General features: G+C 64.6%; 11 protein-coding genes and 1 pseudogene. 5 read left to right on the top strand and 7 right to left on the bottom strand.

The window, feature by feature from the left end:
* Nucleotides 1-3: 3 nt before the first annotated feature.
* From AC069H_RS07980 to AC069H_RS07960, 5 genes are all read left to right on the top strand, one after another.
* The gene (locus AC069H_RS07980; protein ID WP_478231751.1) at nucleotides 4-1,245 is read left to right on the top strand and encodes a sensor histidine kinase; all 1,242 of its coding nucleotides are present in this window, start codon (nucleotides 4-6) and stop codon (nucleotides 1,243-1,245) included.
* Nucleotides 1,242-1,904, top strand: a complete 663-nt coding sequence (locus AC069H_RS07975; RefSeq protein ID WP_340683625.1) for a response regulator transcription factor — start codon at nucleotides 1,242-1,244, stop codon at nucleotides 1,902-1,904. Before AC069H_RS07980 ends, AC069H_RS07975 begins: the two co-directional genes overlap by 4 nt.
* A gap of 102 nt (nucleotides 1,905-2,006) precedes the next feature.
* Entirely contained in the window at nucleotides 2,007-3,155 is a 1,149-nt protein-coding gene (locus AC069H_RS07970) for a glycosyltransferase 87 family protein (protein ID WP_478231750.1), read from the top strand.
* A 456-nt stretch (nucleotides 3,156-3,611) separates the two neighbouring features.
* Nucleotides 3,612-4,304: a hypothetical protein gene (locus AC069H_RS07965; RefSeq protein WP_478231749.1), complete on the top strand. Its 693-nt coding sequence runs from the start codon at nucleotides 3,612-3,614 to the stop codon at nucleotides 4,302-4,304.
* Nucleotides 4,305-4,752: 448 nt separating this feature from the next.
* On the top strand, nucleotides 4,753-5,505 hold the full coding sequence (locus AC069H_RS07960; protein ID WP_478231748.1) for a hypothetical protein: 753 nt from the start codon (nucleotides 4,753-4,755) through the stop codon (nucleotides 5,503-5,505).
* 373 nt (nucleotides 5,506-5,878) lie between these two features.
* Here AC069H_RS07960 and AC069H_RS07955 read toward each other — a convergent pair whose 3' ends face one another.
* The 7 genes and pseudogenes from AC069H_RS07955 to AC069H_RS07925 form a co-directional block, all read right to left on the bottom strand.
* The gene (locus AC069H_RS07955; RefSeq protein ID WP_478231747.1) at nucleotides 5,879-6,037 is read right to left on the bottom strand and encodes a hypothetical protein; all 159 of its coding nucleotides are present in this window, start codon (nucleotides 6,035-6,037) and stop codon (nucleotides 5,879-5,881) included.
* A 373-nt stretch (nucleotides 6,038-6,410) separates the two neighbouring features.
* Nucleotides 6,411-7,820 carry a hypothetical protein gene (locus AC069H_RS07950; protein ID WP_478231746.1) on the bottom strand — a complete coding sequence of 470 codons (1,410 nt, stop codon included), beginning with the start codon at nucleotides 7,818-7,820 and terminating at the stop codon, nucleotides 6,411-6,413.
* Between the two features lie 230 nt (nucleotides 7,821-8,050).
* Nucleotides 8,051-9,103: a DUF4917 family protein gene (locus AC069H_RS07945; protein ID WP_478231944.1), complete on the bottom strand. Its 1,053-nt coding sequence runs from the start codon at nucleotides 9,101-9,103 to the stop codon at nucleotides 8,051-8,053.
* A 30-nt stretch (nucleotides 9,104-9,133) separates the two neighbouring features.
* Complete coding sequence (locus tag AC069H_RS07940; RefSeq protein WP_478231745.1) at nucleotides 9,134-10,423, bottom strand: SNIPE associated domain-containing protein; 1,290 nt, start codon at nucleotides 10,421-10,423, stop codon at nucleotides 9,134-9,136.
* A 608-nt stretch (nucleotides 10,424-11,031) separates the two neighbouring features.
* The gene (locus AC069H_RS07935) at nucleotides 11,032-11,277 is read right to left on the bottom strand and encodes an integrase core domain-containing protein (RefSeq protein WP_478231943.1); all 246 of its coding nucleotides are present in this window, start codon (nucleotides 11,275-11,277) and stop codon (nucleotides 11,032-11,034) included.
* An 8-nt stretch (nucleotides 11,278-11,285) separates the two neighbouring features.
* Nucleotides 11,286-11,885: pseudogene (locus AC069H_RS07930) on the bottom strand (IS3 family transposase); the annotation flags it as partial.
* Between the two features lie 74 nt (nucleotides 11,886-11,959).
* Nucleotides 11,960-13,027, bottom strand: a complete 1,068-nt coding sequence (locus AC069H_RS07925; RefSeq protein WP_478231942.1) for an IS110 family RNA-guided transposase — start codon at nucleotides 13,025-13,027, stop codon at nucleotides 11,960-11,962.
* Between the last annotated feature and the right edge of the window lie 93 nt (nucleotides 13,028-13,120).

Raw genomic sequence — 13,120 nt, 5'->3', positions numbered from 1 at the left:
TCGATGGTCGACCGACAGCGTCCGCGGGAATGGTGGGAAACCCTCCGCCACGTGGCATTCACCGGCACGGACACCCCGCCGACGCGCTCGGCGGGGCTGCGCACCCTGCGCCGCGTCGCTCTCACCGGATTCGGCCTATGGGCGGGTTTCCTCACCTTCGCGATCGTTTCCGCACCGCCCGCGGTGAAGACGTTCAACGTCGTCCTCAGCGTGCTGCCCTGTCTGCTCGCGATCCGTTCACCGCTGTGGGGCTGGCGGGTGCTGCTCGTGGGCATCGTGCTGACGCCGCCGACGCTGCCGCAGATGGTCCAATTCTGGAGCTGGCCGTGGTCTCCCGGCCTCGCGCTCGCCGCCGCTGTCGTCTTCTACCTCGTCGGGGTGGGCAACGACCAGCGGGAACTGACCTGCGTGGCGCTGATCTCGTTCGCCGTCATGGCGCCCTTCTTGCGCGATTGGCGGGACGGGGCGTTGCTCGCGGTGCTGGCCGGCGCGCTCTTCTTCCTCGGTAACACCGTCCGCCAGCGCCGTCTCGCCGACGAAGCCCGTGTCGCGCAGCAAGACCGCCGGATCGCCGAGGAAAGACGGGCGGCGGTGCTGGAAGAACGCGCCGTCATCGCGCGCGAGCTGCACGACGTGGTCGCCCATCACATGTCCGTCCTCGCGTTGCGGGCGGATTCGGCACGATTCCGCTTCGCCGGTCCCGGCAAGGCCGACGTCGACGACGGCGTGTGGCGCGAGTTCGCCGACCTCGCCGGGACGGCCCGCGAAGGGCTGACCGAACTGCGCAGACTGCTCGGTGTCCTCCGTTCGGAGGACCGCGAGGTCCTCATCGCCCCGCAGCCGGGGCTGGCGATGGTTTCCGAACTCGTCGAGCGGGTCCGGGCCGTCGGCACCCCGTGCGAGCTCGACGTCGGCGGCGACCTGGACGCCGTCCCCGCCGGGGTCGCGCTGTCGGTCTGCCGGATCGTGCAGGAGGCGCTCAGCAACGCGATCCGGCACGCTCCCGGCGCGCCGGTGTCCGTCGAACTCGTGACCGGCCCGCGGTCGATCCGGCTGGTGATCGAGAACGGGCCAGGGGAGCGGCCGCTGCGAACCGGGCAGACCGGCACCGGTCACGGGCTGCTGGGAATGCGGGAGCGGGCCGCTATGCTCGCGGCGGATCTCGAGGCGCGGGTGAGACCGGACGGTGGTTTCCGGGTCGCGCTGACGGTTCCACTCGACGACGGGGGGCGTTCGGAACCGTGATCACGGTGGTCATCGCCGACGACCAGACCATGGTCCGGCAGAGTTTCCGCGCCGTGCTCGACGCGCAGGACGACATCCGGGTGGTCGGCGAGGCGCCCGACGGGGCCGCCGCCGTCGCCCTCTGCGCCGAACTGGCACCGGACGTGGTGCTGATGGACGTCCGCATGCCCGGGCTGGACGGGCTCGAAGCGACCAGGCGCATCGTGGAGAGGTGGCACGAGATCCGCGTGCTGATGCTCACCACCTTCGACATCGACGAGTACGTGTTCGGCGGACTGCGGGCGGGTGCCAGCGGCTTCCTGCTGAAGGACGCTCCGCTGGACGACCTGGTCACGGCCGTCAGGGTGGTCGCCGCGGGCAACGCGCTCTTCGCGCCGGCGATCACCAAACGGCTGGTCGGTGAGTTCACCCGGACCCACGCCGCCGCGCAGGCGGGCAACACCCGGGTGGCGGACCTGACCGCGCGGGAAACCGACGTGCTCCGCCTGATCGCGCGCGGTCTGTCCAACGCCGAGATCGCCGGAGCGCTGGTGATCGCGGAACAGACCGCGAAATCCCATGTCAGCAGGGTCTTCACCAAACTCGGCGTCCGTGACCGCGCCCAAGCCGTCGTGGTCGCCTACGAGGCAGGGCTCATCGTGCCGGGCAGCGACTCCTAGTACCGGAGTACGGGTTCGCCGTCCGGCGGTACCCGGGTAGCGGGGACAAGACGGTTCCGCCGGGCGATGTGCCGCGGCCTCGAAACGGAGATCGTTTCACCCATGGTTCGGATCAACGCCCTGACCGCGGTCGGCACCGCGGTCACCGTGCTCGTCGCGATCGCGTTCGTCTGGTGGCTTTCGGACATCCCGCTGGGGGTCGACTCGGCCGTCTACCGCGCCGGTGGGTCCGCCGTGCTCCACGGGGAGCCGCTGTACGCACACCTGACGGCATTACCCGACTGGGCGCCGGAACTCCCGTTCACCTATCCGCCGTTCGCCGCGCTGCTCTTCGTCCCGCTGACCGCGCTGCCGGCACACGTGTGCTGGGGGCTGCTGGCGATCGCGGCGGCACCTTCGCTCTATGTCGCGCTCCGGCCTTTCACCGAGCGCGCATACGTCCCGCTCCTGCTGCTCGGCGCCTTCGCGCTGCAACCTGTATGGCAGACGATCGGGCTCGGCCAGGTCAATCTTCTCCTGATGGCCGTCGTGGTCGCGGATGTGCTGCTGCTGCGCGAATCGCGCTTCCGCGGAATCGGGATCGGACTCGCGGCGGCGGTCAAACTGATCCCGCTGATCTTCATCGTCCACCTCCTGCTCGTCCGGCGGATCGCCGACGCGGCCCGCGCCTTGGCCGCCTTCCTCGGCGCGACGACACTCGCGTTCGTTCTGCTGCCGAAGGATTCCCTGCGCTACTGGACGTCCGCGATCTTCAACAGTCACTTCGCGGAGATGAAAGGCTGGGTGGGAAACCAGTCGTGGCAAGGATTCATCGCACGTACGCTGCCGGAGGGCAGCATCGCGACAGTGCTGATCGGCTGCTTCGGGGTCCTCTGCGCGGTGGTGATGATGTGGCTCGTCCGACGTCTCCACCGCGCGGGCGACGACCCCGCCGCCCTGCTGGTGACGGCCGGCTGCGCCTTGCTGGTCAGCCCGATCTCGTGGACGCACCATTGGGTTTGGGTGGTGCCCGCACTCGGCTACCTGTGCGCCAGGCGGCCGGCGATGGGCATTGCCGCCGTCGTGTTCACGGGCTGGACCGTCGCCGTGGTTCCTGGTGGAGGCGGCGCCGAACGAACGTGGAACTTCGGCCAAGCCGTCGTCGGCAACGCCTACCTGATCGCGGCGCTCGCCCTGATCTTCGTGCTCTACCGCCGGCTATCCGATGTGGACAGCGAGACCGCCGTTTCGGCCGTGGCGCGGGGGAGATGATCGTGCTCACCCTGAAGACCTGTGCCTTCGTACCCCTGACGGACAAGGCCGTGCCCTTGCAGCGCAGCACGTCGTCGCGGGCACGGCTGGTGGCGGTCGGTAACTGAATCGGGGTGACACGTCGGCTGCACCCGGGCTGCACCTACGATCAAAGCCCACCGACGGCATCCGGAAATCCGGGATAAGACCGTTGGTGGGCTTCGATTCGGAACTGTGCGCCATCAGGGACTCGAACCCCGAACCCGCTGGTTAAGAGTCGGAACCTTGGCGTGTCGGATGGTGCCGAGTGAGGCCGGACAAGACCTTTTCGTCTGGTCGCGGGGCAGTCGCTGTGTCGGGGTGTGTCGCCTGGTGTCGGACTGTGTCAGACCTCTCGGGCTCGTCTCGGGCTCGCAAATGCCGGGTTCTGTCGCTTGGTCCAGACGCCTTGGACGGCCGCGTTGCCGGTTGGTGTGGATGATGACGGTGGCGGACCGGCGCGATCCGGTTGTGTCGGCGGTGAGCACGATGGTGGGGACCGTCGTCGGGTTGACGTTCCTCTTCGGGTTCGGCAATGTGTTTACACTCGCTCTTCGGCTCGGTATCCCGGTGTGGGTCGCGCCCTTGGTCGCGCCCGCGGTGGACCTGACGGTCGTGGCATTGCGTGTGGCGATCCGCCGCCTCTCGGAGCACGGAGCGGCTCCTGAGGTGCAGCGCTCGGCGCGGCGGCTCCTTGTCATTGCGAGCGCGGTGACGCTGGCGTTGAACGTGGCCGAGCCGCTGATCGCTGGAGAGGTCGGCAAGGCGTTGTTCGACGCGGTGGGGCCTCTGTTGCTGATCGGCAGGTCTGAAGTCGGGCCGGGCCTGCTGCAAGCGCTCGCCGATCTTCGCCAGAGTGTGGAATCTCCTGCCGATCCGGTACCGCTGACCGCGATGGCAGAATGTGAATCGGAGATGTCGAACGTGGTCGACACTGGCTTGGACGGCGATTTGGTCGAGCGGGCGAAGTATATGGATGCCCGGCATCGGGAGTTGCGCCAGCGACCGATCTCGGCCGAAGGGCTTCATAAGGCTTTGGGCGTCGGAGCGGAGCGTTCCCGATCCCTCACGCGCCTGGTCCGGTCGGAATGGCGCGATCCGTTGGCTGTGAACTCGGAGTCCGCTTCGTAGCTGAGCTCGGGATGGTATGCCCTGCAATGCTTCGTGGGACCGTTGACCCAGCAAGGCCACCACCGGAAGCCTTGGGGGTCGATTCGCTCCTCCAACGCGTCGACGACCAGACGCGGCCAGTTGATGACCACCTGGCGCATCAGCTCGGGGTGCATGTACGAGTGCTTCTGAGCGCCCTCGTAGTAGTCGAGCAGCTTCCGCAGCTCCGGCAGCTCAGCGTTGTGCAAGCGTCAGCCGGGTAATCCGCCGGTGGTCAGCTTGAGGAGGAACTGTCAGCACGTCGGCACCCCCTTGGTAATCTTGTCGACAGCTGGCCCCTCGTTACGTGACACTGCAAGAGTCACCATGTAACGCCCATATCGAAGGGACGATGCGGATGAGTTGCCAGTGCTCACTCGTGCGGCGTAGACGGAATGACCTGAAGAAATTGTTGAGAACTATCGCGGCTGTGCTGATCATCTGGGCATCGCTGACGATGTGGCTTCTCGCGGGAGTGGTGGCGAATATCGTCAGCGCATCGATGGCATCGCTGATCGTGCCATTCATATATTTGATCGGGATACTCTTCTGGCTTTCGATGGCACAGCAGCACCGGCCCAAGGTCGCCCCGAGGTCGATCAGCCTGCCCGACCTGTGTGGGATCATCTTCTTCGTTGTCAGCGGCTCATGGGGCTTTTACTCGTATTTCAAGGGAGGATTTACCAGTCCGTGGGCGTGGGTGGCGACTGCGGTGATGATGAGCGCGCTTGCATGGTTCGGTTGGGACTTCGTTCTCAGGATTCCTGGCAGGGCAGAAAAATTTCGGGTGGACTACCTCTCCGTGAACGCAACGCCTGAGGCCATCAGGCTTCAGTTCGAATGGGTCAGGCATCGACGAAGGTGCCTGGGGAAGCCCAAAAATGACGAAGACCTGCGCGCGAGAAGGGCGGCTGCGCGGCGCAGAAGTGATCGGACCACGGGAACGTTTCCGCGCTTCATCTATGTGCGTTTGAACGGACTTGTCTCCGCTTACGAAGACCGCTCGCTCATGATCGCGCTGTTCACGGGTACTGCGGGGCTGGCACCCAACTTTCTCGCCGACCTGGAGCCGGGCCTCGGGGCTGCATCGCTTCTCATTGCCCCGTTTATTCTCGTGCCATTTATACACACGATGCGACAAGGGTCTCGTCGTTCGGCGGCAGCTGTCAGGGCGGTCGACTAATTCTCATCGTATGACCATCCTTCCCGATCGTAGACGGTTGATGGTCACCAAAGCCAGCAGGGCACTGGTGGCGAGCGCGCCGATGACGACGGTTCCGGCTGATCAGTCAGACGTTGCCGCCGGGCACCTGGTCGGTCGTTCTGCCCATCGCGAGCATGCCTGTCAGCAGAACGGCGTAGGTGGCGAGTGCGATCCAACCGGACACCTGCGGATTCGCATCGCGGACAATATAGATCAGTGCGGCGATGGTAATCCCCGCCGGCGATTACCGCGACGTCGGCCGACCACAGCCCGCCGACCACAGCCCGCCGAGCACGGCTGCGAAGACGGACAGCCTGCTGTCGGGGTCGAACGCGGAGGTCGCCAGCGATTGCTAGCCGGGTGGTTTGGTCAGAAACCATGACACGACAACGAAAACACCGATGGCACCGGGAATCAGGATGCGCAGACGCGAGTTGTTGCGCAGAAAGGCGATCAGTGCCAGGACGAACCAGATCGGCAGCGCCGCGCCGAAACTGAGGCAACCCAACACCGCGGCGACACCCGCAGCTCAGCTCAGGCCGCGATGCGCGCAGGGGATCGCGAGCACGCAGAAGAATACTGCGGGGATCCAGCTGGTCCCGTTGGTGCCCTGCAACCACAGTTCCGCCGCGTGGGAGCTGAACAGCACCCTGCCGACCAGTGTTATTAATAGGTAGGCTGAGCACGCGTTCGGTCAGTTCCCTGGCACGCCGATGAGGGCGTGCTCGGTGCGCGCGTATTGCCCCGCGGTGAGGCGTTTGCTGCGTGATGATGCCGTGGTGCGGACAGGTGCGACGTTTCGGATCTCTGGTGATCGCGGTAAGTAGTGACGCTGGTGAAGGCCACCTTGCGGGTATCCACTCCCGCGAGGTGGCCTTTGCGCTTCATGCGGGTCCTTCCTGCGGTTCGGGGATTGCTTCGAGCGGTCGCCCTTCGCTCCGCAATATGCGGAGCGCCATGACCGCTCCATCGCCATCCATGGTTATGATTCCCGTCCAGTCCCGCTGTACCGCCGCCCAGCGCCTCTTGCACTCGGCGACCACCTCCGGCATCGTCTCCGCGTAGGCCCGGGCGCCGTCACCCGTTTTGAGGATCTCGTGCAGTTCTTTCGGCATCGCCGAGAAGACCTCGACTCGCTCACGTGCGAACCGGAAGACGTGGTCGGTCCCGACGAATGCGATCCCGCCGAGTTCGATGCGAACGTCACATTCCGCGTTGACTGCCTGCGGAGAGTGATCGGCGCCTAGTCGCCGTTGCTGCCGCACGGTCAGGTACTTGTACGCGTTGTCGCGATCACCGACGAAAGTCAGGAGCGCTGCAGCGCTTGCGCGGACCAACACCCGAGAGAACCACTCAAACCTATCCGATGTGATGTGGAAACCGGGACGGCTCGCGGTCTGGCCCTGTGCGTCGACGGTCTGGATGTCCGGGAAGAAGTTCTCTTCCTGTAACGGGCCGTACGGGTCGGGAGGGGGCTTGCCTGGTTCGGCGAGTACACCGCCGCCCACGGGATCGAGCAGGCGTATCTCGATCCCGCCTTCCGCGACGAACGCCGTCGACATCAGCAGGCTCGGCAGCGGATCGGCACTGCCGCGCCCATCGCCGAGTGCGATCACTTGGACCCGCTCGGCCGAGGCCATCAGCTGACTGTGCTGCGCGCTGGGCTGACCGTGTGACCCACGTCCGTCAACCAGCGCGATGCGCAAGGGCTCACCGGCTTTCCTGCCAACGAGAAAATGCCCAGGTCTGCTCCGTCGTGTGCCCTTCGCCTCCGCACCTTGACCCCGCAGTGCCCAGCCTGCGTCTAGTGCGAGGTCCACGTCGACGGGCTCGAAACGGTACCCAGAATGCCTTCGCTGCAAGATTTCCCGCGCCGCAGTCAGCGCGAACGCTGCACCGAGTTCCTGCGCTTGCACACCCTTGCGGTGATACCTCGGGTCATGTCCGTCGGGTGAGAGTGCCATCCGGCCGCCATGAGCTTCCAGCGTGGTGAGGTAGCGCAAGCAGTTCCAATGCTGGGAGAGGCCGCGCGACGGGTTCTGCCCGGACAGCGTGGTCGCGCGGCCGAACGTCTGCAGCAACTCCCACGGCGTGATCGTGAAGCCGTTTCGGTGTTCGGCCGGAGGGACGGGCCCGATTTTAGGCTTGCGCAGCACCTCCGGTTTTTCGTCTTTGGAACGCTTCTCGTCTTGTTTCGCGATGTAGCGGGCTACGGCTCCGGACAGCTCTGCGGTGGAGTGAATCGCCACATGAGAGCTCTGCAAGAGCTTTTCCAAGGCGTCTCTGAGCTCCATGGTTATCCCCGTCCCCTCGTGCGTCCGCCGTGATGCACTGCCTTCCAATTCACCGGATTTCCCGGAGTTTGTCTGCCGCCTGAAGGATGACGATCCGCGCAGGACAGTTGACGCTGCGTATGCCTTGTCCGGTGAACAGCGGAAACCGTCCGCTCAGCTGCCTTCCACACCACTCGTTCGGCCCAGCGGTACTACCGACCCGAGTGAGAGTCCCCTTGTAGGACGGCAGCTCAGTTCCACAGTCGGACGGATTGTGCGTCGAAGAAGGCGATCTCCAAGCCGACCTTCGCGTACGACGTCGCTCGACGTGATTGCATGTCCTGTACGGCCTTAATCGTCGCTTCGTTTGACGGCGAGGCGACGTCGCCGAAGAGGGATACGACCAGTCGGGTGATCTTCGAGTGGACGATGGCGTCCATAATGTGTGCGTCGTTCTTGCTGAACGACATCCCGTACGACAGCAAACCGCCGCTGATCGCTGCGAGTGACCGAAGCGCGCGACCGAGGTAGTCACTGGTGCCGATACGGGTCAGCTTCTCGCTGCTCGTCCCTTCTGCCACGTATAGAGGGAACGAGTCCGCTTCGAGCTGGGCGCGGATCTGGTCGATCAGCGGTTCGTTGGTCCGGCGCCACGTCAGCTTCTTCAAACCACCCTCGCTGCGGTACAGGTGAAGGGCTCCGTGGAGGTAAAATACAGTCTGCGAGTAGGGATCCAGGTGGTTCCACACGACGTAGTCGGCAGCTTGCCCAGGATCTCGAAAACCGTCGTCCGCTTGTCTTGTCTTCAGGGCTGACTTGGGGAAGTCCTGCATGAGAGTCCAGTAGAGCAGGAGGTCATAGTTCGCAGTGTAGGTCCCATCGAACTGGTCTAGGAACCTGCGGACACGCAAGTAGACCTCGTCTTCGATCTCGTACGGCCGCTCAGGGTGAAGCGCCGCGAGGATGTGAGCCAGTGCGTCCTTGAGCTTCGCGGCTTCCTCACTAAGTATCGCGGCTTCCGCCGAGTACTTCGTTGCATCGAGTGCGCAGAGCCCAATAGCGGCGTCCTCGAGCGTCTTGATAACGATCTCGAAGTCCTGAGTATCCAATTTATGGAAAAGGTGCAGGGCGGTGAGGCTGAGCATGCCTTGGCTCTCAGCCTGGGATCGCAAAGCCGAGTATGAGAATCGGGCGGGGTCGAACGCGATGCTGAATCCGTTTCCCAGTATCAGTCGAGTGGGCAACGCTCTGCCCTTGGAGTTCGTCGTTTCGCTCAGCCAGGCGATGGCCTCGTTGTAGTCCATGACGTCCACTGGTCCACCTCGAATCCGTGTCTACCGAGAGTATCCGGGCTTATGTGTCGCGGCCAACCGCTGGCTGGAACGCCATTCCTGTGCTTCCGGCTCCTCGACGTAGTCCAGGAGGTTGTCCTTCAGGCCCATGTCTTCGAGGATCGTGAGAATCTCGGCTGGAGTGGCGTAGAAGAACTCGCGCCGAAGGTTGACCCGATTGACGCGCCGGTCGGCAAGGTGTTGGTGTAGCCGCGTTTCCAGGCTCACAGCGTCGGCGTCGAAGATCTTGGCGTGGACGTCGAACCTGAACGGAACCGAGGCGTCGCCGAGTTCACGAACGCGTTCGAGCGGATCGAGCCGCCGGGTCAATCCGACCTTAACGACACTGTCGCCGAACGATCCAACATTGGAGATCACGTAGACCCACCCAGTGCGGATGTTCGCTTCGCGCTCCTCAACCCCTCTGATTGCGTCACCGATCTCGTCCAGCTTTGCCCGTGCAGCCGCGGCCTGCTGCTCGTCGCCAGATGTGGCCCACTTCTGCAGGGCGTTCTGCCAGTGTGCCTCTTCTTTGGTCAGCCTGGCTTTCTCGCGTTCGAACTCTCGTTGAGCCTGCTGTTCATCCCGTTGCCGCTCCCGTTCAGCTCGGATGCGCTCCTTGTCTTCTTCGACCTTCGCGAGGTGGTCGGCAGTGAGCTCGAGTTCTTCGAGGCGCAGCTTGTGATAACTGGGAGAGATGTTGATCTTCATGGTTTTGCCGAGACGAGAGATGACTTCACGGGTCTTGGTCAGACGGTCTTTGGCGGAGTCAAGTCGGTAGGGGCGCATGGATCTCACGCAGTTGTCCGCTTCGGCGTTGTAGGCGCGCAGCATGAGCTTGGAAAAGTCTCTGACCATGCGCTGGCCTTCGACGGTGGAACCGTTCACGGTCCAGTCTGTGGTCGCGGTGATCGCATGGTTGTTCTTTGCGGAGATCTTGATGGAATCCTTAAGACGCTGCAGGGCGGCCTTGTAGGCAACGGCGTCGGCCAGCCGGTGCCGGAACTCGTAGATTCCGGCCTCCTGGAGCAGCGTGATCTCTTCAGTCTCGACGATTTGGCCGTGCAGTGACTTGAGCTTGATTGCCGCGTCGTCGGTCTGCCGTCGGATCGAGGCCAGCTGTGCCTCGGCGTCCTTCTGGCTTTGTGCCTGGGCTTCTCGTTGTTTCTGCGCCTCTTGCCCGAGTTCGGCGATAGTCTGGCGCATCTGCCGGATTTCTCGCTCTGCCTCCAGCGCGTCCTTGCCGCGGAGCTCATTGTACTTGGCGTTGAGATCCGCCAGTTTCGCGCTCAACGTAGCGTTGTGTGTACCGAGTTCGCGAACTTGGGATGCCGCTTGTTGGAACTTGGCGGTCTCCGTGCTGAGTTCGGCTTCGAGTTCTCGAACCCGTTTTCGGGAGCCGAACAATCCAGGCTTGCTCGATGCTGCGGGACCGGGTGCTGCTTGGACGGGCGCCGTTTGAGACCGTGGCTCGGGATCAAGTGTCCACAGCTGCCAGAATTTCGGCGGTGCGGGCCAGTCGGCTGGTGGCTGCCAGCCGGGCGGAGGCGCCCATCCGGAGGGGACTGCCGGCCAGTTCGGTGGCGGATTGAACCTATACCCCATACCACTGCCCTCCGCTGTTCCTGATCACCGCAGAAGTCGCGGTTTCGTGAGAGTGTGTTACACGGTCTGGCCCGGTTGTGTGTGGAAGCTGCAACTCTCGTCGGCAAATGCGCCGACGTTAGCAACCGCGTCTCGCGCGATGAAGTCAACGGAGGTATGCGGCATCGCCGCGGTGGCTTCTTGCAAGGCGCCGTTCGCCTGCGATCGAAGTGGCAGGTGTTCGTTGTTCACCAACCAGAACGGCGGACTGCTACTGGGGTTGACCCGTTTTGACGGACAGGGTCGTTGAGTTGGTGTCAGGCTACCTGACGGCTGGTGGCGTCTTCGGTCGCGTTGCGGTTCGTTTCGTAGGTGTTGGGGCTGAGGTAGCCGAGGCTGGAGTGGAGTCGGCGGGTGTTGTACCAGCCTTCGATGTATTCGAAGATCGCCTTGTGCGCGGCGGTGTGGGAGGGCCAGCCGCGGCGGTCGAGCAGTTCCGCTTTGATGGTGGCGAAAAACGATTCGGCGACGGCGTTGTCCCAGCACTGTCCCTTACGCCCCACCGATAGTCGCAGCCGTGCTCGTTGGCGAGATCACCGAACTGGGCAGAGGTGTACTGGCAGCCTCGGTCGGAGTGGAAGATCACGCCAGGTCCGGGGCGACGCTGCGCCACAGCGTTGTTCAGCGCTTCGGCGATAAGGTCGGTGCGCAGGTGATCCGCGGTGGCCCAGCCGACAACTCGTCGGGAACCGAGGTCGATCACGGTCGCGAGGTAGAGCCAGCCTTCCCAAGTGTGGATGTAGGTGATGTCCCCGCACCATCGGGTGTTGATATCGCTTACGCCGCAGGAGAAGTTCCGCTTGATCAGATCATCCGGAGTAGACGCGGCCGGGTCCGCGACGGTAGTGGTGCGCCACCGCTTCGGGGCCCGTCCGGCCAGGCCCGCGGCGCGCAGCAGCCGGGCGACGCGTTTGCGGGAATGCCGCCGTCCCTGAGCTCGCAGCTCGGCGTGCACCCGCGGTGTTCCGTAGGTGCCCTTCGACTCGTCGTGGATCGCGACGATCTCCTCGGTCAACTGGGTGTCCTGCTGCTTGCGGGCGGACGGTTCGGCGGCACGGTGGGCGTAGTAGGCGGCTCGGGAGACCTTGAGTAGCTCACAGGAACGTTTCACGTTGCCGGTGGGGCCGGCGTTCTCCGCCTCGATGAACGGGTACACGTTCACCGGGTCTCCTTGATGCTCCTATGTCAAGCCGCCTGCGGCAGCCATTCATATCCGGTCGTATTGGGCCGTTGACTGGCACGTTGCTCATCGGCCAGCAATGCGCGGAACACCACGTCGGAGAGCCGGCGCCGGAGCAGCCGGATGGCTTCTTTGCGGGTCTTACCGCGGGCGAGGAGCTTGTCGACGTAGTCCTTGCCCGGTCCGATGCCACGGATCTGGGTGATGGCGATCATGTGCAGGGCGCAGTTGACGGTGCGGTTGCCGCCGCGGTTGAGCCGGACCTTGCTGGAGTTGTTGCCCGACCACACCGGAATCGGGGCCGTGCCGGTGAACCGAGCGTAGGCGTCTTTGGAGCGAAACCGTTGTGCCCCAGCGGTTTCCCCGATAATCACCGCAGCACCGAGCACGCCGCAGCCGGGGACCTCCAGCAGGGTCGGCGCCAACACGCGCACCCGGTCGCGCAGCTCACGCTCCAACCCGTTGATCTGCACCGTCAGTTCACGGCAGCGAGCCAGCAGCTCGCGGGCGATGCGCGCCACGAGACCGTCGCTGCCGGCCAGGCGGCGAGCCAGGTCATCAATGACGCAGTAGCGGCGCAGGCCACGCGAGGGGACCTGCAGGTCTGGGTCGAGTTCGTGCAGGTGCCAACGCAACCGGTTGACCAGCTCGGTGCGCTGCACCACCAGATCGTGCCGGTAATCGACCAGCAGCTTCACCTCGCGAGCGGGCCCGTCCAGCTGCGCGACGGCCAGGTTCGGTTCGCGCAGGGCGGCGTGCGCGACTGCCAGCGCGTCGATCGGGTCGGACTTCCCGGGCTCGCGCCCGCCGCGGCGAGACGCGGCCATCAGGTGGGTGGGCACGCGCACCACCGCGCACCCGGCGCCCAACAGGTCACGTTCCAGCCGACGTGTGACATGCCGGCAGTCCTCCACCGCGAACCGCGCGTCTGGCCACTGACCGGCCCATTCCACGATCTTCAGGTGATTTTCGCTGGTGGTGCCGACCGTCCGCTCGGCCAGTTTCCGGCCGATCCCGTCGACGGCCACCAACGTGTGGCTGCGCTTGTGCGCATCCACCCCGATCACGACCACGCTCAACCCGAATCCCCTTTCCTCGCCCCCTCAATGGACACCACCGGGCGAGGCGGGCACGCGTCAATCGGGCACGTGGCGAACTCCTATCAA

The sequence above is a fragment of the Amycolatopsis sp. NPDC043887 genome (assembly GCF_056435665.1).
Note: the sequence above shows the minus strand (reverse complement) of the source record. Positions and strands in the feature narration are given on the sequence as shown.